We start from the raw sequence: 26,211 nt of genomic DNA on the forward strand, positions 1-26,211 counted from the left end.
GGCGTCCGCACCCGTGCTCACCACCCTGGCCCGCGCCCTGCGCCTCGACGACGACCAGCAGACGTACCTCTACGAACTCGCCGGCCGGACCGACGCCCGCCCCCCCCCCCCCCCCCCCCCCCCCCCCCCCCCCCCCCCCCCCGGCGCGGCCGCCCGGGGGGGGGGCGCTCCGGGGGCTGGATGATTTTCAGACTGCCAATCCTGGCGGTGGGGCGTTGAGACCGTTGGCAGTCTGAAAATCACCCGCCACGCCCCTCTCCGCACCCACCCCCTCCGCCGCCCCCTCCCGCAGCGCGTCCCTCTCGCTGGGGTGGGACGGGTGGGTGGGTGGTTGCTGGGGGTGGGGACGGTTCCCTCGCTGGGGGGGGTGGGGTGTCAGCCGGGTGGGGTGGGAGGGGGCGGTGGGTGGTTGCTGGGGGTGGGGGCGTTTCCCTTGTTGGGTGGTGGGGCGCCCGCTGGGTGGGGGTGGTTGGGGTCAGGCGGCGTGGGCGGCCTCGAGCCAGTTGGTGAACTCGCAGGCGAAGTGCCACTGGTGGCCGGTGGGGAGGAGGTCGGGGGCGGCTTCCGGGAACTGGACGGTGAGGCGGATGCGCAGGCCGTCGGGGGTGTCGGCGAACTCGTGCAGGACGTGGAGGATCTCGGTGCCGTCGGCGAGGGTGCCGGTGCCGCCGATGCGGACGGGGAAGGTGTCGTCGCCGGGGGTGTCGTGGAAGTGGAGGAAGAAGCGGGTCGGCCCGGTGCCGATGGTTTCGATGATCTCGACCCGCTCGCCGGTGGAGTCGGCGAGGTAGTGCTCGGGGTTGGCGGCGAGCAGGGCGGTGCGGTCGCCGGCCTGGAGGCGGCCCTGCCACCAGGTGAGGAAGGTCTCGGCGTCGATGCCGGTGGCGGTGAGTTCGGTGACGGCGGTGCGCCGGCGGCCGGCGGAGGCCTGGGCCCAGGAGGCCAGGGCGGTGTCGGAGGCGGTGGTGTCCGGGGTGAGGAGTTCGCGTGTGCGGTCGTCGCCGAGGCGCTGCTTGAGCAGGCTCAGGGCGGCGCGGGCGCGGTCGAGTTCCCAGGCGAGGACGGCCTCCCGGGGGTGGGTGGTGCCGTCGATCTCGGTGCGGACGGTGAGGCTGGTCGACATGGTGGCGCTCCTCGGGGAGGGCGGTTAGGCGGAGAATTATTCTCCGGTTCTGGTGACGCTAGCATAGGGGGAGAGATTTTCTCCGGTTAGGGAGCTGTGGATGAGGGCCGACGCGGAGCGCAGCCGGCGCAGGATCCTGGACGCCGCCTGCGAGGTGTTCCTGGAGCGGGGCCCGGACGCCCCGTTGGACGCGGTGGTGCGGCGGGCGGGAGTCGGCCCCGGCACGCTCTACCGGCGGTTCCCGGACCGGGAGGCGCTGGTCCGCGCGCTGGTCACCGACCTGCTGACCCGGCTCGCCGGGGCCGCGGAGGAGGCAGGGCGCGTCGAGCCGGATCCGTACCTGGCGCTGCGGCGCTTCGTGCACGCCGCCGCCGATCTGCGGATGGGGGCGGCGATCGTGGTGCTGCTGGAGCACCTGGTGGTGGACGAGGAGCTGGTGGCGGTCCGTCGGGGTGCCGTGGTGGCCGTGGAGGAACTGCTGCGCGCGGCCCGGGAGGCCGGGCGGCTGCGGGCCGACGTCGGGATGGGGGACCTGGTGCTGCTCTGCGTCCGGGTGTCGCGTCCGTTGCCGGGCGCTCTGGCGGCGTTGGAGGCGGACGGTTCGTTGGTCCACCGGCACCTGGACCTCGCGTTGGACGGGTTGGCCCGCGATGCGGGCGGGCCGTTGGGGCGGCCGCTCGGGTTCGAGGAAGTGATCGCCGCGGCGGGGCGGCCCGGGGAGCAGGTGGGAGAGTGAACGGCATGGACGAGCTGGTGCGCGGGTGGCGGGCGGCCGAGCGGGAGCCGGGGGCGGTGCTGCTGGACGGGTTCCACGCGCTGAAGCACGCGCTGCGGTTCGGCGGCGAGGTGCGGTGGGTGCTGACCGCCGACCGGGAGGCCCTGGCGGCGTTGGCGGGCGAGTTGGCGCCGGATGTCGCTCCGGCGTTGGAGGGGCTCGCGGTGGAGGTGCCGGAGCCGGTCCTGCGGGGGCTGGTGCCGCGGTTGCATCCGACGGGGGTGGCGGCGCTGGCGGTGCGGCCCGGTGTGGAGGCGAACCGGGCGGTGCTGGGGCGGCGTCCGCGGAAGGCGCCGGTGGTGCTGTTGGAGAACCCGCGCAACCTGGGGAACGTCGGGGCGGTGATCCGGCTGGCGGCCGGGTTCGGCGCCACCGGGGTGGTGACCACGGGGGACCTGGACCCGTGGCATCCGAACGTGCTGCGCGGGAGTGCGGGGCTGCACTTCGCGACCGCGGTCGAGCGGTTGAGCCTGCCGGAGCTGCCGGACGGGCCGTTGTTCGTGCTGGATCCGGAGGGCGAGGACATCCGGGACCTGCCCTTCCCGGACGACGCGCTGCTGGCCTTCGGTACGGAGCGGCACGGTGTGTCGGACGAACTCAAGGCGCGCGCCGACCGGTTGGTGGCGGTGCCGATGCAGCCGGGAGTGTCCAGCTTCAACCTGGCGACCAGTGTCGCGATGGGCCTCTTCCACTGGATGTCGGGGAAGCGCTGAGGCGCGGCGCCCGGGTGGGCACCGCGCCTCGGCGGGGTGTCAGGAGAAGAGCCGGCGCCAGGTGTCGGGGCCCGGGTAGCCGTCGGCCTCACTGCCGAGCCAGCCCTGGGCCTGCTGGAAGGCCTGGACGGCGCGGCGGTCGCTCTCCGTCCACCGCGGGCCGGGGCCGACGGTGTACGAGCCGCCGAAGCCCTTGCGGACGAGCTGTTCGCCGAGGCGCCGGACGTGGTCGTTGTTCTGGCCGGGGCCGAAGTACTGGGCGCCGGGGAAGCCCTCGGTGGTGGGCGGCGGCGGGGGCGGCAGCGGGGTGCCGCCGTTGATGTTGCGGCCCTTGCCGTTGACCAGGTAGTCCCAGGTGTCCTTGCCGGGGATGCCGTCGGCCTCGCCGCCGCGCCAGCCCTGGGCCTGCTGGAAGGCCTGGACGGCCCGGCGGTCGCTGTCCGTCCAGCGCGGTCCGGGGCCCGTGGAGTAGAACGCGGCGCCGCCGCGCTGCACCAGCATCTGGCCGAGCCTGGTGACGTACGCGTTGTCGGCGCCGGGGCCGAACCTGTCCGCGCCGGGGAAGGCGGTGGAGGAGGTGCCGCCGCCGTTGCCGCTGCCGCCGGCGGACAGGCCGGTGTAGCGGTACGGGACGTACGCGCCGGAGTTGTTCCAGTACGCGTACGGGGTGGAGCGCTTCTTGGTGGAGGGCCCGGTCTGCTCGTAGGCGACGTACGTGGTGCGGGAGGAGTCGGTCCAGCCGCCGAAGATCGTCACGTGCGAGCCGGCCTGGGGGCTGGCCGGGTTGTTGTAGAGGAGGATGTCGCCGGGCTGGAGGTCGTTCTTGCCGATCCGCTCGGCGAAGTTGGGCAGCGTCCAGGTGGTCTGGCTGCTGTTCAGGCCCCAGGCCATCGAGACGAAGCCGGAGCAGTCCTGGCGGTAGCCGTCCGACCAGTAGCGGCTCATGCTGTACGGCACGCCCTGGTCGACCCAGCTCTGGGCGCGCTGGATGATCTGGGCCCGGGTGAGCGGCGTCGCGGCGGCGCGCGGGGCGGCGAGGGAACGGGCCCCCGGCGCCTGGCCGTAGAGGCCGCTGATCTCGCCCTGGGGGTTCTGCGAGCGGGTGGCACTGCTGTCGCCCGGCGTGGGGGCGGGCGCCGCGGTGGCGGCGGCCGTCCCGCCGCCGATCGCGGTGCCCATGGCGGCCATCAGCACGGCGGCCCGGCGGCGGACGCTGCGGGCGGCGGCGTGTCCGTCCTCGTGGACCGGCGCGGCGTGCAGCCGGGCGCGGCGGCGGGCGTTGCAGCCCCCGCATATGCAGTCCTCCGCCGGTTCGACGTCGTCGAACTCCATGAGCGGGGACAGGTCGGTCAGGGTCATGTTCCGCCTCTTTCCTGCGGTCTGTCCGGGCACCGCCTGACGGCGGGACAGGAGTGGCCTTCCCTGGCCGATTCCGCGTGTTACCGGGACCAAAGTCCCAAAGCGGGCGGGATGCGTCACGGTGGGTTGAGCCGAACGGGTGAGACTCGTGCGACTCCCGGACGTGGCGGGGCGTTCGGGGCCGGCCTCACCCGTGACAAGCGGCGCCCCGCCGGACCCTGACGGTCCGACGGGGCTTCGGGACTTCGGGCTTCCGGCGCGGGAAGGGCTACGCCCACTCCCAGCGGATGCCGATGTGGCCCGGCTGCTGGTCCGGGGCCAGGACGTGGGCGCTCGCCGAGGCGCCGATCCAGAGCTGCTCGCGGCGGTGGTCGACGTCGGCGCCCGGCTCGCGGTCGTAGCGCTCGCAGTGCGCCGGGACGGCGGCCGGGTCGAAGTGCACCTGGAGCACGTACTCGCGCACCGGTGTGGCGAAGCGGCGGCTGTACTCCGTGGTCGGGCCGCCGGGCGGGATCTCCACCTCGTACTCGAAGACCGTGCTGTCGCCGAGGCCGAGCGGGCGGTCCAGCATCAGCTCGGCGACGATCAGCCCGGCCTCCGGGCGGCGGCGCACCCGGCCCAGCCGGCCGTGCCGAACCGAGGTGATCTCCGGGCAGCCGGCGGCCTCCTCGTCGGCCATGTGCACCACCAGGCAGCGGCCGACGCCACCGACCGTGGCGCGCACCACCTGGCGCATCCGCAGCAGGTTGCCGCGCCGCTCGGCGTCCACGTAGTAGGAGTCGTGGATGCTCAGCCGCTCCAGCTCGCCGGCCGGCGGGGCGTTCAGCTCGGCGAAGATGTCGGCGATCTGCTGCTCACCCGGCCAGACGTCCTCCAGCCCGAGGTGGCAGGTGTTGGCCGCGGCGGCCCAGCGGCCGCGCGGGCGCGGCGGCCCGAGCAGCGAGGAGAGCGCGCTGTGCGGCAGGCCGAGCAGCTCCTCCAGCAGGTGGACGGCGCGCAGCGAGCTGGCCCGTTCGGGCTGGCTGCGGCCGCGCCGCCAGTAGCTGAGGGTCGTGACGCTGACCCGGACGCCGCGCCCGGCGAGGGCGGCGCGGATGCGGTCCAGGCTGAGGCCGCTGGCCTCGATGGCCAGGTGCAGGGTGTCCGCGAAGCCGCCGACCGGGGTGAGCCGGCCGGGCGCCGGGACGGGGACGGCGGCGGGGGGCGGTCCGGGGCGCTCCGTGTGCGATCCGACCAGCCGCAGCCGCGCGGCGTCCTGAGGTTGCTGTGCGGCCATGCGGTGACCCTCCCCACCAGGTGAGTTCGGTGGGACCGGGTCGGCGCCGGGGCGCGCCGCCAGCGGCTTCACCGAGCTTTGGGGAACCCTATGCACGGTCGAGAGGCTACGTCATCAGTCGTGCGTATGACAGTGGTCACGGCAGGTGGACCGAAGGGTTAGCGATCTTGAAACAGTCCGGAAACACGGGCCGCCGCCCCGGGCCCGCGCACCCCTGCGGCGGGCTGGGACGGACACCGCCGGGGCGGGCCCTGACGGCGGCCGCCCCGGCGGGGGTTCGGTGGTGCTACCTGCCGGTGATCAGTTGACGTTCAGCGCGACGTCGTCGATCACGAAGCTGGTCTGCAGCGAGGAGTCCTCGGTGCCGGTGAACTTGATGGTCACGGTCTGGCCGGCGAAGGAGGTCAGGTCCAGGGTGCGCTGGACGTAACCGGCGGCGGCGTTCGCGTTGGAGTAGGTCGCCAGCGTGGTGCTGTTGGCCTGGACGGTCAGCTTGTCGTACGCGGTGGTGCCGGTCTCCGCGGTGTCGATGTGCAGCCAGAAGGTCAGCTTGGCGGAGGTGCAGCCGGCCGGGATCGAGACGGTCTGCGACATGGTGTCGGTGTGGGCCGAGCCGTAGCCGTTCATCCAGGCCTTCCAGCTGCCCGAGTGGGCGGCCTGGGAGGAGCTGTTGTCGACCACGCCGCTGGAGGTGGTCCACGGGGAGGCGGTGCCGGTCTCGAAGCCGCCGTTGGTGATCAGCTGGGCGGCGGTGCAGCCGCCGGACGGCGGGGTGGTGCCGCCGCCGAGCAGGGCGGTGGTCAGCGCGTCGGCGACCGGGGAGCCCCAGCCGGTGACCTGGTCGTAGCCGGCCTTCGCGGAGAAGTCCTGGTTGGCGCCGGTGGTCACGTCGTGGAAGGTGCTGCCGTAGCCGCTGCTGTTCGCGACCGAGTACAGCCGCGGGCTCGCCTCGCCGAGGACCGGCTGCCCGACGGCCTTGGCCTTCTGGTTGAACTGGGCCGCGTAGCCGGACCAGAGCGGCGCGGCCGCGCTGGTGCCGCCGTAGACCTGCCAGGCGCCGGCCGTGTAGATCGCGAAGCCGCTGGCCGGGTCGGCGTTGGAGGAGACGTCCGGGACGGTGCGCATGGTGCCGCTGACGCCGGTGCCGGTCTGCCAGCTCGGCTTGGCGAACACGGTGGAGACGCCGCCGCCGGCGGTGCTCCAGGCGCTCTCCGAGGAGTAGGCGTTGCCGCTGGACACCTTGAGGTTGGTGCCGCCGACGCCGGTCTGGTGCGGGCTGGAGGCCGGGAAGTCGACCGCCTTGACGGAGGAGCCGCTGGTGGAGCGGGTGCAGTCGCGGGAGCCGTCGTCGCCGGAGGCGGAGAAGATCGAGATGCCCTGGGCGGCGGCCTGCTTGAAGGCGTTGTCGACCGCCGTCATCGAGGAGGCGGTGGTGTCCGGCTCGCAGGAGCCCCAGGAGATCGAGATCACCGAGACCCTGTTGTCGGCCACGATCTTGTTGGCCATGTCGATCTCGCCCTGGTCGCTGTTGGGCGCCTCGTAGACCAGCTGGGTGGCCTTGGGCGCCGCGCCGCGGACGATCTCGCTGTCCAGCTCGACCTCGCCCTGGCCCTGGCCGGGGGCGGAGTCGTAGTTGGCGCCGTCCACCGAGACGGTGGAGACGGCCGGGCCGGACAGGCCGTACTGGGAGTCGTAGGTGGTCAGGTTCGAGGACTGGTAGCCGTCGAACTCCCACAGTGCGACCGTGGTGCCGGTGCCGTCCGCGCCGGTCTTGTTGAGGTTGTACGCACCGGTGTACTGGGCCGGGGCCATGCCGCTCGGGGTGGCGCTCGCGGTGTTCGGGGTGACGGCCTTCGGCGTGGCCAGGCGGTTCTTGCGCACCGCGTGGTTGTCCAGGCCGCTGATGCCCTGGACCACGGCGGCGAGGTCGGAGGGGATCGAGGCGGCGGCGTCGTTGGCGAAGAAGGCGCGCTGGAGCTGCGGGTCCAGGTACGAGCTCTCGTGGGTGCCGAAGGCCTGGGAGACCTGGGCGGCGGTGCCGTGGGCGTTGACGACCTGGCGGTTGGCGCTCACCTCGGTGACGGTCAGGCCCTGCTGGGCCAGGTACGTCCTGACCTGGTCGACGGCGGCCTGGGTCGGGCCGAACCGCGCGGTGAACTGCTCCGGCGTCAGGTAGTGGCCGTACTCCGGGGTGCCCGGGGTGGCGACGGCGGTGAGGAAGCGGTCCAGGGCGTCGGCGTCGCGCAGCTTCAGGCTGACGGACACCGCGATCTGCTGCGCGGCCGGGACGTCACCCTTCTTCTCCGAGTGGGCCACCGCCGGGTTCACGGTGTTCGGCAGGGCGACGCGCGGGGTGGCGTTGGGAGTGGCGGCCTGCGCGGTGGAGACACCGAGCGAGACGGCGGTCAGCGGCAGCACGGCTATCGCCGCGGCGAGGGCAAGGGAGCGGGGGCGCAACGGATCCTCCTCTGGCCGGCTGTGGGGGCCGGCAAGGGACCAGGCGTTCAGGGGGTCGAGAACGCTGGCTCGAACATGACAGAACCCGTGTGCGAAGTGGCTCATGGTCGAGCAATTCGTTGCTAAAAAACAGTCAACTGTGGAAGGTGGGAAACTCGGAGGTTCCATACAGTGAATGACGGTGATTCCGGAGCCGGTCCAGACCGATTCGGGCTGCCGGGAGCGGACGTGTCATCGGAACGAGCCGAGGGAGGGCGCTGACTGACGCGCAGCCGGACCCGCGGGGCCGGCGGCCGCTGACCGGCGGGAAGGCTCGGCCGACGGGCCTGCGACGGGCCTGCGGCGGGCCGGAGTTGGGGCGAGGGGCCTGCGGCGGGCCGGAGTTGCGGCGAGGGGTCCTCGGCGGGCGGGCGCGCGGTGGACCGGGCGCCCGCCCCGGGGAAGGTCAGGCCGGGGTGCCGAGCCAGTCGGTGAGGGCGGTGCGCAGTTCGCCCTGGCCGGGGTCGACGGCGGCCCAGGCGACGTAGCCGTCCGGGCGGATCAGCAGGACGGTGTCGCGCAGCTTGCCGTGCGGGTCGGCGGGGGCGGCGGAGACCATCCGGTCGGCCCAGGGTTCGGCGGCGGCCAGCTCGTCATTGCTGACCAGGACGAACTTCCCGGCGCGCAGCGCCTCGTAGAGCCGGTCGGGGCCGGCCGGGGCGCCCTCGGCGGGCTTGCTCAGCGCGGTCAGCCGCAGGTCCGGGACGCGCTTGCCGACCTGCGGGTGGCTGTCCTTGGGCGCGGGGTAGGAGATGCCGATGCCGGAGACCAGCCTGGCGCCGCGCTCGGTGACCGGGTCGAGGTGGCCGCCCAGCGCGGTGAGCGCCCCGCGCAGGGCGCGGGTGGGGGCGGACTCGGCGAGCGCCAGCCGGATCAGCGCGCCGGAGGTGCGCAGCACCGTCTTGCCGACCGGGTGCCGCTCGGTCTGGTAGGTGTCCAGCAGGGCGTCGGTGGCGTGGCCCCGGACCGCCGCGGCGAGCTTCCAGGAGAGGTTGGCGGCGTCCTGGAGGCCGGTGTTCATGCCCTGGCCGCCGGCCGGGGAGTGGCAGTGCGCGGCGTCGCCGGCCAGGAAGACCCGGCCGGAGCGGTAGTTGGGGGCCTGCCGTTCGTCGCTGTGGAAGGTGGAGCTCCAGCGCACCTCGTGCAGGCCGTAGTCCTCGCCGAGGATGGCCCGGACGAGGGCGGTGAGCTGCTCGGCCGAGGGGGTGGTGCCGTCCGGGTACCGCTCCTCGCGGTCCCAGGCGATGATCCGGAACCAGCCGTCGCCGAACGGGGCGATGAAGGCGAAGCCGGCCTGGTTGGCGCCGACGGTGATCGCCTGGGCGGGCTCGTGGTCCAGCCGGACGTCGGCCAGCACCACCGAGTCGACCACCGACTCCCCGGGGAACGGGATGCCCAGCAGGTCGCGGACGGTGGAGTGGACGCCGTCGGTGGCGACCGCGTAGGCGGCGCGGTGGCTCTGCCCGTCGCGGGTCTCCAGGGTCACGCCCTCGGCGTCCTGGCGCAGCCCGGTGACCTCGGCGCCGCGCAGCACGCTGGCGCCGGCCTGCTCCGCGCGTTCCAGCAGCAGCCGTTCGACGTTGTACTGCGGGGTGATCAGGACGAACGGGAAGCGGGTGGGCAGCGAACCGAGGTCGATCCCGAAGCGGTCGAACATCCGCAGCTCGGAGAGCGGCCGGCCGGTGGCGATCAGCTCCTCCGCCAGGCCCCGGGCGTCCAGCAGCTCCAGGCTGCGGGCGTGCACGGCGAAGGCCCGGGTGAGGTTGGACTCGGCGGCCCGCTTCTCCAGTACGGTGACGCCGACTCCGGCGGCGGCGAGATCGCCGGCCAGCAGCAGTCCGGTCGGTCCGGCGCCGACGATCAGGACGTCGGTTTCGCTCGTCGGCTTCACGGCCATGTATCAGCTCCCGTTGTTCGGAGGGCGGTCGTACGCCGTTCCCGGCGTTCTCCCAGCCTCCATCATCGCGGGCGCCGTCGGGGCTGTGAACCGCCGGGCCCCGGCGGTGGGTGACCGCCGGGGCCCGGGGGATGCCGCCACGGGGCTCAGGAGTGCCGGCGGATCTCCACCGTGCGGAACCGGTTGGCGACGAACGCGCCGTCGCAGTAGGCCGAGTTGGCGGCCGGGTTGGCGCCGGTGCCGTGCAGGTCGGAGAAGGCGGCGGTCTGGTTGGGGTAGACCCCGCCGGTCAGGTTGAGCGAGAGCGAGACGCCGGAGTCCAGGGCGGCCTCGACCAGCAGCGCCTCCACCTCGGGCGAGGTGGTGTAGCCGGAGGCCGTCATGGCGCCCTTCTCGCGGACCGTGGTGCGCAGCAACTCGACCGCGGCGGGGGTGGATTCGACGGCGACGGCGAAGGAGACCGGGCCGAAGCACTCGGTGCGGAAGAGCGCGCGGTCGTCCGGCTTGTCGGCGTCCAGCCTGACCAGCGCGGGGGTGCGGACGGTCGCGCCGGGGAAGTCCGGCGAGGTCACCGCGCGCGGGGCGAGGGCGAGTTCGCCGTACTCGCCGCCGGCCGCGGCGGCCGAGCGCTGGAGCACCCCGGGGTTGACCACGGCACCGAGGATCGAGGCGGCGCGGGTGTCGTCGGAGAGCAGGCCCTCGATGGCGCCGGCCAGGTCGTCGACCACCTGGTCGTAGGACTTGTCGCCCTGGTCGGTGGCGATGCCGCCGCGCGGGATCAGCACGTTCTGCGGGGTGGTGCACATCTGGCCGCTGTAGAGGGACAGCGCGAAGGCGAGATTGCCCAGCATGCCCTTGTAGTCGTCGGTGGAGTCGATCACCACCGTGTTGACGCCGGCCTTCTCGGTGTACACCTGCGCCTGCTTGGCGTGCTCCTCGAGCCAGTCGCCGAAGGTGGTGGAGCCGGTGTAGTCGATCAGCTTGATCTCGGGGCGGACCGCGAGGGTCGCGGCGACGGTGCCGCCGTCGTGCTCGGCGGCCAGGCAGACCAGGTCGGGGTCGAAGCCGGCCTCGGCGAGCACCTCGCGGGCGATCCGCACGGTCAGCGCGAGCGGCAGCACGGCCCGCGGGTGCGGCTTGACCAGCACCGGGTTGCCGGTGGCCAGCGAGGCGAACAGGCCCGGGTAGCCGTTCCAGGTGGGGAAGGTGTTGCAGCCGATCAGCAGCGCGAGGCCGCGCGGGACGACGGTGAAGTCCTTGGTCATCACCAGCGGGTCGCGCTTGCCCTGCGGCTTGGTCCAGCCGGCCTGCCGGGGCAGCCGGGTCTGCTCGGCGTACGCGTAGGTGACGGCCTCCAGCCCGCGGTCCTGGGCGTGCGGGCCGCCGGCCTGGAAGGCCATGCCGTAGGCCTGGCCGGTGGTGTGCATGACGGCCTGGGCGAACTCGTGGGAGCGGGCGTTGATCCGGTGCAGGATCTCCAGGCAGACGGCGGCGCGCTCCAGCGGGGTGGCGGCGGCCCAGCCGGGGCGGGCGGCGGTGAGCGCGGCGATCAGCGCGTCCGGGCCGGCGTGCGGGTAGGTGATGCCCAGCTCGACGCCGTACGGGGAGGCCTCGCCGCCGACCTGGTCGCCGTCGGTGGGGTGGCCGTCGAGGGTGAAGGGCTTGCCGAGCAGGGCGTCGAAGGCGGCCTTGCCGTCCGCCGGGCCGCTCTCGCCGTACGCCTTCGGGAACTCGGGGTAGGGCGACCAGTAGTCGCGCTTGGCGGCGGCGGCGAGTGCGGCGTCCAGGGTGGCCTGGTGGCGCTCGACCAGCTCGCTGACGAGGGGGTGGGTGACCGCTGCGGACATCTTGTGCGCTCCTGGGAGGGCCTCGAAAAGCAGGACGGGACACGTCACAGGGTAACCGAACGATCGGTCGGCTGAAGAGGGTGCGGCGAGGGGAATCCGGGGAGACGGAACGGGGGCGCGTCCGGGTCGGACGCGCCCCCGTGGGCTCGGGTGGTCCGGGTTTACGGCACGCCCAGCTCGAAGATCACGTACCCGGCGTACCAGCCGGAGGCGATGGCGCCGGTGCCCAGGACGGTGGCCAGCACCGGCAGGCTCAGCTTGCGCATCCCCACCGCCAGCGCGATGAACAGCGGGAACGCGGGCAGCAGGTAACGGGAGACGTTGCCGAAGATGCCGAGGCTGCCGAGCACCGAGACGATCGTCGCCACCGTGTAGGCGGTCAGCACCAGCGGCGGGCGCAGCCGGACCAGCAGCACGATCAGCATCGGCAGGCTGAGCACGATCAGGGTGGCGAGCAGGTCCGGCAGCGGGAAGGCGAAGGGGTAGTCGCTGCGGCCCAGCAGGACCCCGCGGATCGCGTGCCAGGTGCCCTGGCCCCAGTCGAAGTAGTGCAGCCAGGCGTCGTGCTGGAGCCGGAAGTAGCCGCCCCACTCGCCCGTCCGCCAGCCCACCCAGCCGACGTAGCCGAGCAGGCCGAGCGGGGCCAGCAGCATCGCGGCCAGCGGGCGCAGGACACCGCTCTCCCGGCGGTACAGCTCGACCAGCGCGGCCAGGCCGACGGCGCCTATCAGCGCCGCCGAGGTCGGCCGGTTGAGTCCGGCGACCAGGGTGACCACCCCGGCCGCGATCCACTGCTTGGTCATCACGCAGTAGCAGGCCCAGGCGGCCAGCGCGACGAAGAGGGAGTCCGAGTAGACGGCCCACTCGGCGCCGGAACCCGGGGCGATCGCCCAGATGCCGGCCGCGATCACGCCCGAGCGCGCGTCGCCGGTCAGCTTCTCCACCACGGCGTAGATGCCGGCCGCGGCGAACAGCGAGGCCACCACCGAGACCAGCATCCCGGCGCCGTACAGGCCGAGGCCGGTGACGTCCGAGGTCAGCCGCATCAGGCCCGGGTAGAGCGGGAAGAAGGCGGCCGAGTTCTGCTCGATGCTGAAGCCGACCGGGCCGTTCGGGATCGGGACGAGTGCCGGGTGGTAGCCGTACTGGGCCACCTGCTGGTACCACCAGCCGTCCCAGCTGGCCACCACGTCCCAGGGGTTGGCGCCGCCTCCGAACCGGGCCGGCTTCTTGGCGTACTCCCCGGCGAAGGAGAGCAGCTTCATGAAGACGGTGAAGCCCACCAGCTTCAGCACGGCGTAGCACCACACGGCCGGTCCGAACCGGACCACCAGGGCGCGGCCGCGCTCCTGCCAGGTGCGTGAGGTCCCCTCGGGATCCTCGCTGCGCTGCTCTGGCACGTCGGAGGCGACTGCCGGTATTGCGTTCATCAGCCGTGGACCCCAGTGCTCTGGACGTGGACGGATCGTCCGGAGAGTCTAGGGCCTGGCCCTGTCCGGCACCCCTGGTTGGTACGGACCAGTCGGACCCGATCGCGTACCGCCGCGTACGGCCGGGGATACTCGGAGGATGGCCGATCACACCACGCGCACCGCCTACACCGTGGAGTCACTGCTCGCGGTGACCGTCGACGTCTTCAACGAGCGCGGCTACGACGGCACCTCCATGGAGGACCTGTCCCGGGCGGCCGGGATCTCCAAGTCCTCCATCTACCACCACGTGCGCGGCAAGGAGGAGTTGCTGCGGCTGGCGGTCGGGCGGGCGCTGGACGGGCTGTTCGCGATCCTGGCCGAGCCGGCCGCGGTCGAGGGCCCGGCGGTGGAGCGGCTGGAGCACGTGGTGCGGCGCACCGCCGAGGTGCTGCTGGACGAGCTGCCGTACGTGACGCTGCTGCTGCGGGTGCGCGGCAACACGGCCACCGAGCAGTGGGCGCTGGAGCGCCGGCGGGACTTCGACCACCAGGTCGCCGAGCTGCTGCGGGCGGCGGTCGCGGACGGCGCGCTGCGCGCGGACGTGGAGCCCCGGCTGGCCACCCGGCTGCTGTTCGGGATGATCAACTCGATCGTGGAGTGGTACCGGCCGGGGCTCAAGGCCGCCGACGGGGTCGCGGACGCGGTCGTCCACCTGGCCTTCGACGGGCTGCGGGCGCGCTGAGCCGTCTCTGCGCGGGTGCGCTGACCGGTTTCTAGAGCGGCGGCACCTGGTCCGTCTCCTCGAAGACCAGCATCGTCCGGGTGCCGAGCACCTGGGGGATGGACTGGATGCTGCCCAGCACCAGCTCCCGCAGGGCCTGGTTGTCGGCGGTGTGCACCAGCAGCAGGACGTCGAAGTCCCCGCCGACCAGCGCGATGTGCGCCACCCCGGGCAGCGCCAGCAGCTGTTCGCGCACCGTCCGCCAGGAGTTCTGGACGATTTTCAGGGTGACGTACGCGGACGCGGTCTGGCCTGCCCGCTCGTGGTCCACCCTGGCAGTGAAGCCGCGGATGACACCGTCCTCGACCATCCTGGAGATCCGGGCGTACGCGTTCGCCCGGGACACGTGCACCCGCTCGGCCACCGAGCGGATGGAGGCGCGACCGTCCTGCTGCAGCAGCCGCAGGATCTGCCGGTCGACCCGGTCGAGTCTGGACATCTGTTCAGCCGACATGACCCCCCACCCCCACCGATTGGACGCACTGCCACCAGTCGACCGCCGAACGGGCCGAATGTCCACCACCTTGTCACGCTTCTGGTCAAGATGAACAGACGACCGAACAATCGGTAGGGAGCCCCCGCCACCCCTGGAGGTGCCCCGAGATGACCGTTCTCGACCACAGACACCACACGGGCGTGCCCGGTTGGATGCCCGGGGCGACCGCCCCGCGCACCGATCCGGCACCCCTCCTTCCGGACCCCTCCCCGGTCCGGACGTTCGGCACCCCCGCGCTGGAGAAGTACGATCCGGCCCTGCTGTGCGAGCTGTACCGCCGCCTGGTCGTCGGCCGCCGGTACAACCAGCAGGCCACCACCCTGACCAAGCAGGGCAGGCTCGCCGTCTACCCGGCGTCCACCGGCCAGGAGGCCTGCCAGGTCGCCGCCGCCCTGGTGCTCGACGAGCACGACTGGCTCTTCCCCAGCTACCGCGACACCCTCGCGGTGGTCTCCCGGGGCGTCGACCCGCTGGAGGCGCTGACCCTGCTGCGCGGCAGCGCCCACACCGGCTACGACCCGCGGGCCAGCCGCACCGCCCCGCTCTGCACCCCGCTCGCCACCCAGGCCCCGCACGCCGTCGGGCTGGCGCACGCCGCCCGGCTGCGCGGCGAGCCGGTGGTCGCGCTGGCGATGCTCGGCGACGGCGGCACCAGCGAGGGCGACTTCCACGAGGCGCTGAACTTCGCGGCCGTGCTGAGCGCCCCGGTGGTCTTCCTGGTGCAGAACAACGGCTACGCGATCTCGGTCCCGCTCAGCGCCCAGTCCGCCGCCCCGAGCCTGGCCCACAAGGCCGTCGGCTACGGCATGCCGGGCCGGCTGGTGGACGGCAACGACGCGCCCGCCGTGCACTCGGTGCTGACCGAGGCGGTCGAGCGGGCCCGGGCCGGCGAGGGCCCGACCCTGGTCGAGGCGCTGACCTACCGGATCGACGCCCACACCAACGCCGACGACGCCACCCGCTACCGCACCGAGCCCGAGGTGGCCGCCTGGCGCGAGCACGACCCGATCCTGCTGATGGAGCGGGCGCTGCGCGGACTCGGCGTGCTGGACGACGGGCTGGTGCGGGACGCGGCCGAGGAGGCGGAGGCGCTGGCCGCCCGGATGCGGGCCGAGTTCCACGCCGACCCGGACCTGGACCCGATGTCGCTGTTCGCCCACGTCTTCGCCGAGCCGACCCCGCAACTGCGGGAGCAGGCCGACCAGTTGGCCGCCGAGCTGGCCGCCGAGGCGGAGGTGGCGGACCGGTGAGCACTTCCCACCCGTCGCCCGCCCCCGCCCTTGGCCGAGCCGCCGCGCGGCACCCCTCCGGTGCTCGCACCGCCTCCATGGCGCAGGCGCTCAACTCCGCGCTGCGGGACGCCATGCGCGAGGACCCGTCGGTGCACGTGCTCGGCGAGGACGTCGGCGCGCTCGGCGGTGTCTTCCGGATCACCGACGGGCTCACCGCCGAGTTCGGTCCGGAGCGCTGCCTGGACACCCCGCTGGCCGAGGCGGGCATCCTCGGCACCGCGATCGGCATGGCGATGTACGGGCTGCGCCCGGTGGTCGAGATGCAGTTCGACGCCTTCGCCTACCCGGCGCTGGAGCAGCTGTTCTCGCACGTCGCCAAGATGCGCAACCGCACGGCGGGCAGGCTCCCGCTGCCGATCACCGTCCGCATCCCGTACGGCGGCGGCATCGGCGGCGTCGAGCACCACAGCGACGCCTCCGAGGCGTACTACACCAGCACCCCCGGCCTGCACGTGGTCACCCCGGGGACGGTGGCCGACGCGTACGGGCTGCTGCGCGCCTCGATCGCCTCCGACGACCCGGTGGTCTTCCTGGAGCCCAAGCGGCTCTACTGGGGCAAGGCCGACTTCGACCCGGCGGCGCCGGTCGAGCCGATCGGCCGGGCGGTGCTGCGGCGCACCGGCACCTCCGCCGTGCTGATCACCTACGGCCCCTCGCTGCCGGTCTGCCTGCAGGCGGCGGAGGCGGCGCGGGCCGAGGGCTGGGACCTCGCGGTGCTGGACCTGCGCACCCTGGTGCCGTTCGACGACGAGACGGTCTGCCGGGTGGTGCGCTCGCTCGGCCGGGCCGTGGTGGTGCACGAGGCGAGCGGTTTCGGCGGCACCGGCGCGGAGATCGCGGCCCGGGTCACCGAGCGCTGCTTCCACCACCTGGCCGCGCCCGTGCTGCGGGTCACCGGCTTCGACGTCCCGTACCCGCCGCCGATGCTGGAGCACCACCACCTGCCCGGGGTGGACCGGATCCTGGACGCGGTCGCCCGGCTCCAGTGGGAGGACCGAGGATGATGCCCGTCGTGCGGGAGTTCCGGCTGCCCGACCTCGGTGAGGGACTCACCGGGGCGGAGGTGGTGCGCTGGATGGTCGAGGTCGGCGAGGTGATCGCGGTCGACCAGCCGGTGGTGGAGGTGGAGACCGCCAAGGCCGTGGTGGAGGTGCCCTGCCCGTACGGCGGGGTGGTCACCGCGCGGTACGGCGAGGAGGGCGAGGAGATCGCCGTCGGCGCTCCGCTGGTGACGGTCGCGGTGGCGGCGGCGGAGGGGAGCGTCGGGCAGGCTGTGGCCGAGCCGGGCGTCGTGACCGCCGAGGTGGAGCGGCCGCTGGTCGGGTTCGGGGTCGCCGAGCCGGGCCGGGGCGGGCGGCGGCGCCGGGTCGGGGTGCCGGCTTCGGCCTCGGCTGCGGCTGCGGCTGTGGAGCCGGTCTCGGCCTCGGCTGCGGCGGTGGCCGGTGCGGTTGGCGGTGCCGTGGCCGTGCAGGCTCCGGCGGTGCGGGCTCCGGCGGTGGTGCCGGTGATCTCGCCGCTGGTGCGGCGGCTGGCCAGGGAGCAGGGGGTCGACCTGGCCTCGCTCACCGGGAGCGGGCCGGACGGGCTGATCATGCGCGCGGACGTCGAACGGGCGGTCGCGGCCAAGGTGGCGACTCCGGCGCCCGCCGGGCCCGCCGCGCAGGACGGTGTCGTCCCGCTGCGCGGGCTGCGCAAGGCGGTGGCCGAGAAGCTGAGCCGCAGCCACCGGGAGATCCCGGCGGCGACCTGCTGGGTGGACGCGGACGCCACCGAACTCATGGCCCTGCGGCGGCAGTTGAACGCGACACCGGGGCCGAAGGTGAGCGTGCTGGCGCTGCTGGCGCGGATCTGTACGGTCGCGCTGGCCCGCTTCCCCGAGCTCAACTCCTCGGTGACGGAGGACGGTTCGGGAATCGTCCGGCATGCGGCGGTGCACCTGGGCTTCGCCGCGCAGGGCGAGCGCGGGCTGGTCGTCCCGGTGGTGCGGGACGCGCAGAGCCGTAGCACCGAGCAACTCGGCGAGGAGCTGGGCCGGTTGACCGAGGCGGCGCGCAGCGGTGCGCTCACCCCGGCCGAACTGACCGGCGGCACCTTCACGTTGAACAACTACGGCGTGTTCGGTGTGGACGGATCCACCCCGATCCTCAACCACCCGGAGGCGGCGATGCTCGGGGTCGGCCGGATCGTCGCCAAACCCTGGGTCCACCAGGGGGAGTTGGCGGTGCGCGAGGTGACCCAGCTGTCCTTCACCTTCGACCACCGGGTCTGCGACGGCGGGACGGCCGGCGGTTTCCTGCGGTTCGTCGCGGACTGCGTGGAGCAGCCGGGGATGCTGCTGCGGCAGCTCTGAGCCCGGTCGTCGACCGCGGGGCCATGGTCGCCCTGGGTGCACGGAGAGGCACTCAGGGCGACCGCGGCCGGGGAGAGTAGCGCGTTCCGGGCCCGGCTGTCAGGGCTTCGCGTGATTCGTCGGACGGGCGGTCCGGCCGTGCCACGCTGCCCTGGCGCCAACAGGGACAAGCCAGGTGGTGGCGCAGCCGGCCGGAGGCGAAACGATTCACTTGGGTACTCGAAACGTAGCGGTGAAGTCCCGCGGGACAGTCCTGGTCCGCACCGGGCACGGCTCGGCGGGGGTCGCCTCGGTCCCGGGCCTGTCGACGGCCGCACCCGAGGCGGACGCGCCGACGGCGGTGCTGCCTCCGGTGGCGTCGGTGCCCCCGGTGCCTCCGGTGTCGCTGCTGGAGCCGGTCCGTCCGGTGATCCCGGCCCGGCCGACCCGGCCGCCGACCGTCCCGGTCCACTCGCCCGCGCCCGCCCCCGCGCCCGTTCCTCTCCCCGACCACGCCTTCCGCCCGCCGTTCGCGGACACGCCCGGCCGCAACTGGGCCGGTCCGGGCGACCGGTGGAGCGAGGCCTGGGGTGTGCGGACCCCGGTCGGGCAGCTCCCGGCGACGCCCCCGTCCGCCGCGCTGCCGACCGCCCGGCCAGGTCGGGCCGCCGAGCAGGCGCCGCTCACCGCCCGGGACGTCGAGCTGGTCCGGGCCGGCGTCGCCGCTCTGCAGCCGGTCGCGGACCGGGCCACCGCGCACTTCTACGCGCTGCTCTTCCTGCGCCACCCCGAGCTCCGCGCGCTCTTCCCCGCCGCCATGGACGTCCACCGCGACCGGTTGTTCCGCACCCTGCTGGCCGTCGTGCGCGAGCTGGACCGGCCGGCGGCCCTGCGCGCCACGCTGGCCGAACTCGGCCGCGGCCACCGCCGGTACGGCCCACCGGCCGGCCACTGCGCCGCGGTGGAGGAGTGCCTGGTGCGGACGCTGGCCCGGTACGCGGCCGGCTGCTGGGACGCCGAGGCCGAGTCGGCCTGGCTCCGCGCCTGCCGGATGGTCTCCTCGGTCATGATCGAGGCCGCCGAGGAGGACGCCCGCACCTCGCCGCCCTGGTGGCAGGGCGAGATCGTCCGGCACGAGCGCCGGACCCGGGACGTCGCGGCGATCACCGTCCGCCCGGACCAGGCCTACCCGTTCCGGGCCGGGCAGTACGCCGCCCTGGAGACGCCCTGGTGGCCGCGGGTCTGGCGGCACTACTCCTTCGCCGGGGCGCCCCGCCCGGACGGGCTGCTCACCTTCCACGTCAAGGCCGTCCAGGCGGGCTGGGTGAGCAACGCGCTGGTCCACCGGGCGGTGCCCGGGGACGTGCTGCGGCTGGGCCCGGCGGCCGGCTCGATGACCGTCGACCACGCCGCCGGCCCCGACCTGCTCTGCCTGGGCGGCGGTACCGGCATCGCGCCGATCCGCGCCCTGGTCGAGGAGGCCGTCGCGTACGGTGCGTCCGGCCGCCGGGTCGAGGTGTTCTACGGGGCCCGCCGGGCCGAGGAGCTGTACGAGCTGGACGGGCTGCGCGAACTGGAGCTTCGGCACCCGTGGCTGACGGTCCGTCCGGCGCTGTCCGGTGTCGCCGTCGGTCCGACCGGGGGCCTGCTGGCCGGTGAACTGCCCGAGGTGGTGGGCCGGTTCGGCCCGTGGAGCGGCCGCGAGGCGGTGCTCAGTGGGCCGCCCGCGATGGTGCGCCGGGGCGTGGGCGTGCTGTTGCGCGCCGGGGTGCCGGCCGGGCGGATCCGGCACGACCCGGTCGGCGGGCCGGCCGTCGGCTGATCACCCGAGGTCGGGGGCGAGGAGCGCGCGGATGCCCTCGATGTTGGCCGCCAGGTACGCCCGCAGCCGGGGCGGGACCACGTTGACCGAGGTGACCCCCTCGCGCGTGAACGGCAGCCGGACCACCTCGTACTCGCCGTTGGGGTCGGTCACCTCGGGCCCGTGCCGCCGGCTGAGGTCCATCGAGGCGAGCCGGCAGACGAAGAAGTGCTGCACCTTGACCCCGTGCGGGTGCAGCAGGGTGCCGTCGTCGTGGAGCGTGTGGCTGATGGTGTCGACGAAGGCGGGCACCACGTCCACGACCTTGCCGCCGAGCTCCTCGTCCACCTCGCGGTGCAGCGCCTCGACCACCGTGCGGTCCTCGCGCTCGACCCCGCCGCCGGGGGTGATCCAGTACGGGTGCGGCGCGCCCGGCCGGACCCGCCGGATCAGCACGATCGAGGCCGGGCCGTACGGGTCGTCCGGGTCCAGTTCCAGCAGGATCGCCCGCGCGGTGCGCTTCACGACCGGGCGCGGTGGCGGGGTGTGCTTCGGTGGCGGAGTGTGCTTCTCGGGGCCCATGGCCACCTCCGGGGCTGGCGCGTTGTGCGTGAGTCTCCCGCGCCGGGGAGCGGGCGAAACCAGGGGAACGGGTCGAAACACACCGGGATCGGGTCGAAACGCCGATCCGGGCAGGTGCATCCGTTCGGGGGTCCGCTGTGCTGCAATGAGCAGCTATCGGGCAAATGGGAGGTTTCGTTCCGCGTGCCCGCTCTGGGCACGGACCTGCACGAGGGACTCGGGCTGCTGGGGGTCGGGTGACATGGATCGGATCGCACAACCGTTCGAGATCACGCGGGAGGCCGTGCCACAGCGGCCGGCGGCGGAGCGCGGACCCACCCTGATCGGTTCCGTCCAGCGGGCGCTGCGGCTGCTGGAGGCCGTCGGGGACTTCCGGCAGGGCGCGACCGCCAAGCAGCTGGCCCGCGCCGCCGAGCTGCCCCTCGGCACCGCCTACCACCTGCTGCGCACCCTGGCCCACGAGGGCTACCTGCGGCGCTCCGAGGGGCGCTTCTTCCACGGCGACGCGCTCGACGGCATCGCCGGCCCCCGCGCCCGGACCGGCGATCCCGACCTCCGGACCCGGATGCAGTGCTTACGGGACGAACTCGGCGCCGCCGTCTACTTCGCGCTCTACCGGGACGGCGAGGTCCAGGTGGTGGACGTGGCCGAGGACCCGAACCGCCCCGCCGTCGAGCCCTGGGCCGACTTCCGGGCCACCGCCCACGCCCACGCCATCGGCCAGTGCCTGCTCGGCCAGCTGCCCGAGGAGGCGCGCCGTGACCACCTCGCCCGCCACCCGCCGGCCGGGATCACCCCGTCCACCCTCACCGGCGAGAGCGCCGTGCTGCGCCGGCTCGCCTCGCTGCGGCCGACCATGCCCGTGCTGGAGCGGCAGGAGTACGCGCTCGGGACGGTCTGCGCGGCGGTCCCGATCACCATCGGCCCGGTGGTCGCCACCATGGCCCTGTCGCTGCCGGTCGAACAGGCCGACCGGTTGGGGCCGGCGGCCCGTCAACTTCGGCGCGGGGTGGGGGCGATGAGCCCGACGTTCATCTTCTGACGCCACTTGGTCTGGACCTGCTGCGGCTCGTTCACCATTTGAAAAAGCACACCTTGTCCACTACATCCCCAAACGTGGACGATGATGATCGAACATGGATTGGTTGCATAAACCGTCACAAAAACCGTCGAAAGAATGTCCGGCCGCCATCGGACCAGGGACCGACGGCGCGGGCAGAACGAGAGGTACTGGCGCCATGCAGCACAGCACAGTCCAGGGTCACCTGGTGATGAACCTCGTGGTCTCGCACGAGCTCTCCTTCCGTCTCCCGGTGGACCTGGCGTACGAGGCCGACGACCCGTACGCCGTCCGGCTCACCTTCCACCTGCCCGGCGACGCCCCGGTCACCTGGTACTTCGCGAGGGAGCTGCTGCTCGACGGGATCAGCGGACCGGCCGGCGAGGGCGACGTGCACGTCCGCCCGGTCGGCGAGGAGCTCTCGGAGGTCTCCATCGTGCTGCGCTCCCCCGACGGCGACGCCCTGCTGCGGGCCTCGTCCGCGCCGCTGATCGCCTTCCTGGCGCGCACCGACCGGCTGGTGCCGATGGGGCAGGAGTTCTCCGGGCGGGACATCGACGCCCAGCTCGCGGACCTGCTCAGGGGGCGTGAGAACGCGGGTTGAACGACCCGGCGGACGCGGTCGGCCCGGCAGGCCCGGCCGACGCGGTCGGCGCAGGAACGTCGAAGGGGCCCGTACCCGGTGGAACACCCCGGGTGCGGGCCCCTTCCTGTCGTCCTCACGACACCGGTCAGTCGTCGTCCAGGGCCAGGTGCAGACCCCACGCCACCAGGCTGATGATCAGGGAACCCACCAGCGCGGCACCGAAGTTGACCACGTGGAAGTCCAGGTTCAGCTTCCCGGAGGCCCAGGAGGTGAGCATCAGCATCAGGGCGTTGATCACAAAGGTGATCAGGCCCAGCGTGAGGATGAACAGCGGGAACGAGAACAGCTTGACCACCGGCTTGATCAGCCAGTTCACCACGCCGAAGACGACGGCGACGCCGAGCACCGTCAGCGCCTTGTGCTGCCAGTCGGCGTCCCCCTGGGCGAGTCGGATGCCGCTGACGATCCAGGCGGCGACCCAGATGGCCGCCGCGTTGATCAGTGTCTTGATGACGAAACCCTTCATGCCGCCCAAGCCTGGCAGGAACCACGGTCCCGGCGGAACCACCGGACGGCGGGGTGGTGTTGAATGCCCCTGGTCCGCGAGGTGGACGGACGGCCCCGAGGACGAGGGAGGACGGCGGCGGTGAAGCTCTTCCGGCTGGACGAACTGGACGCCGAACGGGCGGCCAACGACGGTGCCTACCTGCGGTTCCTGCGCGAACCCCGGATGTCCGCCGGGCTGTACGCGCTCGCCCCCGGCGACACCGACACCCAGACCGCGCACGACCAGGACGAGATCTACCAGGTGATCAGCGGCCGGGCCGAACTGACCGTCGGCGCCGAGACCGCGACGGTCGGGCGCGGCACCGTGGTGTACGTGCCGGCCGGCACCCCGCACCGGTTCCACCACGTCACCGAGGAACTGCGGGTCCTGGTGGTCTTCTCCCCGCCCGAGGACTGAGAACTCCGGCGCTCGCCGAGAACCCCGGCGGTTAGGGTCGCGTCATGAGCACCAAGACGCTGACCGAAGAACTCTGGGCGGCCATCGAGCCGGTGTACGCCGAGATCCTGGCCCACCCCTTCCTGGCCGGGCTCACCGACGGCACCCTGCCGCGCGAGGCCTTCCGCCACTTCGTCGTCCAGGACTCGCACTACCTGCGCGACTACGCCCGCGCCCTCGCCGTCTGCGCCGCCAAGGCACCCGGCGAGGAGGACGTCCGGGCCTTCGCCGACGACGCGGTCGGCGCGCTGGCCGCCGAGCAGGGCATGCACGCCGAGTTCCTCACCGCCTTCGGCGGCAGCGCCGAGCAGGCCGCCGCCGAGCCGGTGCTGCCCACCACCCGGGCGTACACCAGCTACCTGCTGGCCACCGTCTACGGCGGCTCCTTCGCCGAGGCGGTCGGCGCGGTGCTGCCCTGCTACTGGATCTATGCCCGGGTCGGCGAGACGCTGCTCGCCCAGGGCTCGCCCGACCCGCTGTACGCCAAGTGGATCGCCACCTACGGAGACGAGGCCTTCCAGGCGGTGGTCCGCCGGGTGCTGGCGCTCACCGACCGGCTGGGCGAGGAGCTGTCCGCGGCCGAACGCCGCAAGGTGGTCGAGCACTTCGTGACCACCTCGCGCTACGAGTGGATGTTCTGGGACGCCGCCTGGCGCGGTGAGCGCTGGCCGGTCTGAGCTGCACGGGAGCCCCGTCGTCCCGGCCGTCCGGGGTGGTTCGGGCCGAGGGCCGGGCGGATTCTCGGGGGTCACCCGGGGGTTCGGGCTCGGGGTGATCTCGGGGTTCTCTCCGGGCCGTTGGGCCTCGTTCCGGCACTCGCGCCACCGTACGATCGAAGTACGAAAGCAAGCGGGATGCGGCACCGGACGGCGGCCGACCCGAGGGGAGAAGAGGAACCGACATGGCTGAGCTCTGGAAGTCGCTGCCCTCCTGGGTGCGCAACATCGTCATCCCGGTGCTGGTCCTGGTGCTGGCCTGGAACATCGTCGCCTTCGTGTTCGGCGTCGTCGGCGCACTGCTCTCGATCGTGATCAAGCTGCTGGTGGTGGTCGGCATCGCGGCCGCCGTGGTGGTCCTGGTGAAGAAGGCCGCCAAGAGCTGACCGTTCGCCCCGTACCGCCGCCCTGAGGCCCGGCCCCCCGCGAGACGGGGGGCCGGGCCTCGGCCGTTCCCGCATCTCGCGGGGGCCGATCCCCCGGGGAGGCCGGCCGGCCCGGCCGTTGCGCTCTGGACCTGCGGCGATCGGCTCGCTACGGTGTTGGGCGTCGTGTGCAGGCAACACCGCCTGCGACGCGGGAGCTCGGAGCACCGGGCTGAGAGGACGCTGACCGGGACGTCGACGGACGGACCGACGGCTGCGTCGACCGCAGGAACCTGACCGGGTAATGCCGGCGTAGGGAGTAGAGGTCAGATGACCACGTTCGAAGCACAGCCGCAGTCTGCCCAGGGCGCCCCCAGCAGCGAGCGCACCGGCTACCCGACTCCGGCCTGGCGCAAGGCGTACCGCGAGGGATCGCGCCCCGACCTGCGCGTCCCGTACCGCGAGGTGCGGCTCACCAACGGCAAGTCCGTCCCGCTGTACGACACCTCCGGTCCGTACACCGACCCGTCCTACGAGCCCGACGTGCGGCGCGGCCTGCCCGCGCTGCGGGACGCCTGGATCCGCCAGCGCGGCGACGTCGAGGAGTACGACGGCCGCGAGCCGCGCCCCGAGGACGACGGGATCAAGCACACCTCGCCGCGCGGCGGGAACCTGCGCAACCTGGACGCCGTCTTCCCCGGCCGTCCGCGCCGCCCGCTGCGCGCCCGCGATGGCGCCGCCGTCACCCAACTCGCCTATGCCAAGCGGGGCGTGGTGACGCCGGAGATGGAGTTCACGGCGCTGCGCGAGGGCCTGGCGCCCGAGTTCGTGCGCGCCGAGGTGGCCCGCGGCCGGGCCGTCATCCCCGTCAACGTGAACCACCCGGAGGTGGAGCCGGCGATCATCGGCACCAACTTCCTGGTGAAGATCAACGCCAACATCGGCAACTCGGCCGTCACCTCCTCGATCGAGGAGGAGGTGGAGAAGATGACCTGGGCCACCCGCTGGGGCGCCGACACCGTCATGGACCTCTCCACCGGCCGCAACATCCACACCACCCGTGAGTGGATCCTGCGCAACTCGCCGGTGCCGATCGGCACCGTGCCGCTCTACCAGGCCCTGGAGAAGGTGGACGGCAAGGCCGAGGAGCTGAGCTGGGAGGTCTACCGGGACACCATCGTCGAGCAGTGCGAGCAGGGCGTCGACTACATGACCGTCCACGCCGGCGTGCTGCTGCGCTACGTCCCGCTCACCGCCCGCCGCAAGACCGGCATCGTCTCCCGCGGCGGCTCTATCATGGCGGCCTGGTGCCTGGCCCACCACCAGGAGAACTTCCTCTACACCAACTTCGAGGAGCTCTGCGACATCCTCGCCTCCTACGACGTCACCTTCTCCCTCGGTGACGGCCTGCGGCCCGGCTCGATCGCGGACGCCAACGACGAGGCGCAGTTCGCCGAGCTGCAGACCCTCGGCGAACTCGGCCGGATCGCCCGCGAGCGGGACGTCCAGGTGATGATCGAGGGCCCGGGGCACGTCCCGATGAACAAGATCAGGGAGAACATGGATCTCCAGAAGGAGATCTGCGACGAGGCGCCGTTCTACACCCTCGGCCCCCTCACCACGGACGTCGCGCCCGGCTACGACCACATCACCTCGGGCATCGGCGCCGCGATGATCGCCTGGTGGGGCACCGCGATGCTCTGCTACGTGACCCCCAAGGAGCACCTGGGCCTGCCCAACCGCGACGACGTCAAGACCGGCGTGATCACCTACAAGATCGCCGCCCACGCCGCCGACCTCGCCAAGGGCCACCCCGGGGCCCAGGCCTGGGACGACGCCCTCTCCGACGCCCGCTTCGAGTTCCGCTGGGAGGACCAGTTCAACCTGGCCCTCGACCCGGAGACCGCCCGCGACTTCCACGACGAGACCCTCCCCGCCGAGCCCGCCAAGACCGCCCACTTCTGCTCGATGTGCGGTCCGAAGTTCTGCTCGATGAAGATCAGCAAATCCATCAATGAGAAGTTCGGCAACGGCGCCCCCTCCCCGGACTACGACGAGGAGGCCGTAGAGGGCATGAAGGCCATGTCCGAGGAGTTCAAGGCCCAGGGCAACAAGGTCTACCTCCCGCTGGCCGACTGACCCCGCGTCCGAAGTGCCGCCCCGAGAGCTTCCGCTTCCCGGGGCGGTGCTCCCTCGCCTGCGGTTACTCCTCGACGATGACGCGCTCGCCGTCGGCGTGGAACCCGTGGAAGGTGACACTGGCGTCCCGGGTGAACAGGATCTCCGCCGTCTCGGCAGCCGT

23 protein-coding genes, 1 pseudogene and 1 riboswitch are annotated in these 26,211 nt (G+C 73.2%); of the genes and pseudogenes, 14 read left to right on the plus strand and 10 right to left on the minus strand.

What is annotated here, in order from left to right; genetic code table 11:
• A pseudogene (locus ACGF0D_RS33800) lies at positions 1–103 on the plus strand (transcriptional regulator); the annotation flags it as partial.
• Between the two features lie 372 nt (positions 104–475).
• On the opposite strand, the gene ACGF0D_RS33805 reads toward ACGF0D_RS33800, so the two are convergent.
• A complete protein-coding gene (locus tag ACGF0D_RS33805) occupies positions 476–1,123 on the minus strand; it encodes a hypothetical protein (RefSeq protein ID WP_392922758.1) in 648 nt (215 codons plus the stop codon).
• A 100-nt stretch (positions 1,124–1,223) separates the two neighbouring features.
• Here ACGF0D_RS33805 and ACGF0D_RS33810 point away from each other — a divergent pair, with 100 nt between their 5' ends.
• Positions 1,224–1,859 carry a TetR family transcriptional regulator gene (locus ACGF0D_RS33810; RefSeq protein ID WP_392922760.1) on the plus strand — a complete coding sequence of 212 codons (636 nt, stop codon included), beginning with the start codon at positions 1,224–1,226 and terminating at the stop codon, positions 1,857–1,859.
• 5 nt (positions 1,860–1,864) lie between these two features.
• A complete protein-coding gene (locus ACGF0D_RS33815; RefSeq protein ID WP_392922762.1) occupies positions 1,865–2,611 on the plus strand; it encodes a TrmH family RNA methyltransferase in 747 nt (248 codons plus the stop codon).
• Between the two features lie 39 nt (positions 2,612–2,650).
• On the opposite strand, the gene ACGF0D_RS33820 is transcribed toward ACGF0D_RS33815, so the two are convergent.
• From ACGF0D_RS33820 to ACGF0D_RS33845, 6 genes are all read right to left on the minus strand, one after another.
• The gene (locus ACGF0D_RS33820; protein WP_392922765.1) at positions 2,651–3,970 is read right to left on the minus strand and encodes a peptidoglycan-binding protein; all 1,320 of its coding nucleotides are present in this window, start codon (positions 3,968–3,970) and stop codon (positions 2,651–2,653) included.
• 268 nt (positions 3,971–4,238) lie between these two features.
• Positions 4,239–5,246 (minus strand): XRE family transcriptional regulator, encoded by a 1,008-nt coding sequence (locus ACGF0D_RS33825; protein WP_392922768.1) that lies wholly within the window; start codon positions 5,244–5,246, stop codon positions 4,239–4,241.
• A 300-nt stretch (positions 5,247–5,546) separates the two neighbouring features.
• Positions 5,547–7,703, minus strand: coding sequence for a protease pro-enzyme activation domain-containing protein (locus ACGF0D_RS33830; RefSeq protein ID WP_392922771.1), 2,157 nt, complete (start codon positions 7,701–7,703; stop codon positions 5,547–5,549).
• 445 nt (positions 7,704–8,148) lie between these two features.
• Complete coding sequence (locus ACGF0D_RS33835; RefSeq protein WP_392922774.1) at positions 8,149–9,639, minus strand: FAD-dependent monooxygenase; 1,491 nt, start codon at positions 9,637–9,639, stop codon at positions 8,149–8,151.
• A 146-nt stretch (positions 9,640–9,785) separates the two neighbouring features.
• Positions 9,786–11,486, minus strand: coding sequence for a phenylacetic acid degradation protein PaaN (gene paaN, locus ACGF0D_RS33840; RefSeq protein ID WP_392922777.1), 1,701 nt, complete (start codon positions 11,484–11,486; stop codon positions 9,786–9,788).
• Positions 11,487–11,647: 161 nt separating this feature from the next.
• Positions 11,648–12,916: a hypothetical protein gene (locus tag ACGF0D_RS33845; RefSeq protein WP_392881412.1), complete on the minus strand. Its 1,269-nt coding sequence runs from the start codon at positions 12,914–12,916 to the stop codon at positions 11,648–11,650.
• Between the two features lie 139 nt (positions 12,917–13,055).
• Between ACGF0D_RS33845 and ACGF0D_RS33850 the strand changes: the two genes are divergently transcribed.
• Positions 13,056–13,640, plus strand: a complete 585-nt coding sequence (locus ACGF0D_RS33850) for a TetR/AcrR family transcriptional regulator (RefSeq protein WP_392881414.1) — start codon at positions 13,056–13,058, stop codon at positions 13,638–13,640.
• Between the two features lie 31 nt (positions 13,641–13,671).
• On the opposite strand, the gene ACGF0D_RS33855 is transcribed toward ACGF0D_RS33850, so the two are convergent.
• Positions 13,672–14,118, minus strand: a complete 447-nt coding sequence (locus ACGF0D_RS33855; protein WP_392922779.1) for an Lrp/AsnC family transcriptional regulator — start codon at positions 14,116–14,118, stop codon at positions 13,672–13,674.
• 164 nt (positions 14,119–14,282) lie between these two features.
• Between ACGF0D_RS33855 and pdhA the strand changes: the two genes are divergently transcribed.
• From pdhA to ACGF0D_RS33875, 4 genes are all read left to right on the plus strand, one after another.
• Positions 14,283–15,425, plus strand: coding sequence for a pyruvate dehydrogenase (acetyl-transferring) E1 component subunit alpha (gene pdhA / locus ACGF0D_RS33860; protein WP_392922782.1), 1,143 nt, complete (start codon positions 14,283–14,285; stop codon positions 15,423–15,425).
• 77 nt (positions 15,426–15,502) lie between these two features.
• Positions 15,503–16,471 (plus strand): alpha-ketoacid dehydrogenase subunit beta, encoded by a 969-nt coding sequence (locus tag ACGF0D_RS33865; RefSeq protein ID WP_392881923.1) that lies wholly within the window; start codon positions 15,503–15,505, stop codon positions 16,469–16,471.
• Positions 16,471–17,817, plus strand: coding sequence for a dihydrolipoamide acetyltransferase family protein (locus tag ACGF0D_RS33870; RefSeq protein WP_392922860.1), 1,347 nt, complete (start codon positions 16,471–16,473; stop codon positions 17,815–17,817). Before ACGF0D_RS33865 ends, ACGF0D_RS33870 begins: the two co-directional genes overlap by 1 nt.
• A 232-nt stretch (positions 17,818–18,049) precedes the next feature.
• On the plus strand, positions 18,050–19,618 hold the full coding sequence (locus ACGF0D_RS33875; RefSeq protein ID WP_392922784.1) for a globin domain-containing protein: 1,569 nt from the start codon (positions 18,050–18,052) through the stop codon (positions 19,616–19,618).
• On the opposite strand, the gene ACGF0D_RS33880 is transcribed toward ACGF0D_RS33875, so the two are convergent.
• The gene (locus ACGF0D_RS33880) at positions 19,619–20,179 is read right to left on the minus strand and encodes an NUDIX domain-containing protein (RefSeq protein WP_392881423.1); all 561 of its coding nucleotides are present in this window, start codon (positions 20,177–20,179) and stop codon (positions 19,619–19,621) included. It abuts the gene before it with no gap.
• Between the two features lie 241 nt (positions 20,180–20,420).
• Between ACGF0D_RS33880 and ACGF0D_RS33885 the strand changes: the two genes are divergently transcribed.
• Positions 20,421–21,221: an IclR family transcriptional regulator gene (locus ACGF0D_RS33885; protein ID WP_392881426.1), complete on the plus strand. Its 801-nt coding sequence runs from the start codon at positions 20,421–20,423 to the stop codon at positions 21,219–21,221.
• A gap of 196 nt (positions 21,222–21,417) precedes the next feature.
• Positions 21,418–21,843: an SsgA family sporulation/cell division regulator gene (locus tag ACGF0D_RS33890; RefSeq protein ID WP_392881428.1), complete on the plus strand. Its 426-nt coding sequence runs from the start codon at positions 21,418–21,420 to the stop codon at positions 21,841–21,843.
• A gap of 127 nt (positions 21,844–21,970) precedes the next feature.
• Here ACGF0D_RS33890 and ACGF0D_RS33895 read toward each other — a convergent pair whose 3' ends face one another.
• Positions 21,971–22,351, minus strand: a complete 381-nt coding sequence (locus tag ACGF0D_RS33895) for a phage holin family protein (protein ID WP_392881431.1) — start codon at positions 22,349–22,351, stop codon at positions 21,971–21,973.
• A gap of 120 nt (positions 22,352–22,471) precedes the next feature.
• Between ACGF0D_RS33895 and ACGF0D_RS33900 the strand changes: the two genes are divergently transcribed.
• The 4 genes from ACGF0D_RS33900 (at position 22,472) to thiC (ending at position 26,048) form a co-directional block, all read left to right on the plus strand.
• Positions 22,472–22,789, plus strand: coding sequence for a cupin domain-containing protein (locus tag ACGF0D_RS33900; protein WP_392881927.1), 318 nt, complete (start codon positions 22,472–22,474; stop codon positions 22,787–22,789).
• A 44-nt stretch (positions 22,790–22,833) separates the two neighbouring features.
• The gene (tenA, locus tag ACGF0D_RS33905) at positions 22,834–23,505 is read left to right on the plus strand and encodes a thiaminase II (protein WP_392881434.1); all 672 of its coding nucleotides are present in this window, start codon (positions 22,834–22,836) and stop codon (positions 23,503–23,505) included.
• 224 nt (positions 23,506–23,729) lie between these two features.
• Positions 23,730–23,930, plus strand: coding sequence for a DUF5326 family protein (locus tag ACGF0D_RS33910; protein WP_049653234.1), 201 nt, complete (start codon positions 23,730–23,732; stop codon positions 23,928–23,930).
• Positions 23,931–24,110: 180 nt separating this feature from the next.
• Positions 24,111–24,245: riboswitch (TPP riboswitch) on the plus strand.
• A complete protein-coding gene (gene thiC / locus ACGF0D_RS33915; RefSeq protein WP_392922787.1) occupies positions 24,240–26,048 on the plus strand; it encodes a phosphomethylpyrimidine synthase ThiC in 1,809 nt (602 codons plus the stop codon). Its footprint overlaps the riboswitch before it by 6 nt.
• Positions 26,049–26,211 lie beyond the last annotated feature (163 nt).

The sequence above is a fragment of the Kitasatospora sp. NPDC048298 genome (assembly GCF_043201465.1).
In the GTDB taxonomy this organism is placed as follows: Bacteria; Actinomycetota; Actinomycetes; order Streptomycetales; family Streptomycetaceae; genus Kitasatospora.

Excerpts from the sequence above, each read along its gene's own strand:
- ACGF0D_RS33815 (WP_392922762.1), top strand. The coding sequence starts at position 1,865 with ATGGACGAGCTGGTGCGCGGGTGGCGGGCGGCCGAGCGGGAGCCGGGG.
- ACGF0D_RS33895 (WP_392881431.1), bottom strand. The coding sequence starts at position 22,351 with ATGAAGGGTTTCGTCATCAAGACACTGATCAACGCGGCGGCCATCTGG.
- pdhA (WP_392922782.1), top strand. The coding sequence starts at position 14,283 with ATGACCGTTCTCGACCACAGACACCACACGGGCGTGCCCGGTTGGATG.
- ACGF0D_RS33855 (WP_392922779.1), bottom strand. The coding sequence starts at position 14,118 with ATGTCCAGACTCGACCGGGTCGACCGGCAGATCCTGCGGCTGCTGCAG.
- thiC (WP_392922787.1), top strand. The coding sequence starts at position 24,240 with ATGACCACGTTCGAAGCACAGCCGCAGTCTGCCCAGGGCGCCCCCAGC.
- ACGF0D_RS33910 (WP_049653234.1), top strand. The coding sequence starts at position 23,730 with ATGGCTGAGCTCTGGAAGTCGCTGCCCTCCTGGGTGCGCAACATCGTC.
- ACGF0D_RS33845 (WP_392881412.1), bottom strand. The coding sequence starts at position 12,916 with ATGAACGCAATACCGGCAGTCGCCTCCGACGTGCCAGAGCAGCGCAGC.
- ACGF0D_RS33885 (WP_392881426.1), top strand. The coding sequence starts at position 20,421 with ATGGATCGGATCGCACAACCGTTCGAGATCACGCGGGAGGCCGTGCCA.
- tenA (WP_392881434.1), top strand. The coding sequence starts at position 22,834 with ATGAGCACCAAGACGCTGACCGAAGAACTCTGGGCGGCCATCGAGCCG.
- paaN (WP_392922777.1), bottom strand. The coding sequence starts at position 11,486 with ATGTCCGCAGCGGTCACCCACCCCCTCGTCAGCGAGCTGGTCGAGCGC.
- ACGF0D_RS33880 (WP_392881423.1), bottom strand. The coding sequence starts at position 20,179 with ATGGGCCCCGAGAAGCACACTCCGCCACCGAAGCACACCCCGCCACCG.
- ACGF0D_RS33805 (WP_392922758.1), bottom strand. The coding sequence starts at position 1,123 with ATGTCGACCAGCCTCACCGTCCGCACCGAGATCGACGGCACCACCCAC.
- ACGF0D_RS33810 (WP_392922760.1), top strand. The coding sequence starts at position 1,224 with ATGAGGGCCGACGCGGAGCGCAGCCGGCGCAGGATCCTGGACGCCGCC.
- ACGF0D_RS33825 (WP_392922768.1), bottom strand. The coding sequence starts at position 5,246 with ATGGCCGCACAGCAACCTCAGGACGCCGCGCGGCTGCGGCTGGTCGGA.
- ACGF0D_RS33865 (WP_392881923.1), top strand. The coding sequence starts at position 15,503 with ATGGCGCAGGCGCTCAACTCCGCGCTGCGGGACGCCATGCGCGAGGAC.
- ACGF0D_RS33870 (WP_392922860.1), top strand. The coding sequence starts at position 16,471 with ATGCCCGTCGTGCGGGAGTTCCGGCTGCCCGACCTCGGTGAGGGACTC.
- ACGF0D_RS33835 (WP_392922774.1), bottom strand. The coding sequence starts at position 9,639 with ATGGCCGTGAAGCCGACGAGCGAAACCGACGTCCTGATCGTCGGCGCC.
- ACGF0D_RS33820 (WP_392922765.1), bottom strand. The coding sequence starts at position 3,970 with ATGACCCTGACCGACCTGTCCCCGCTCATGGAGTTCGACGACGTCGAA.
- ACGF0D_RS33890 (WP_392881428.1), top strand. The coding sequence starts at position 21,418 with ATGCAGCACAGCACAGTCCAGGGTCACCTGGTGATGAACCTCGTGGTC.
- ACGF0D_RS33850 (WP_392881414.1), top strand. The coding sequence starts at position 13,056 with ATGGCCGATCACACCACGCGCACCGCCTACACCGTGGAGTCACTGCTC.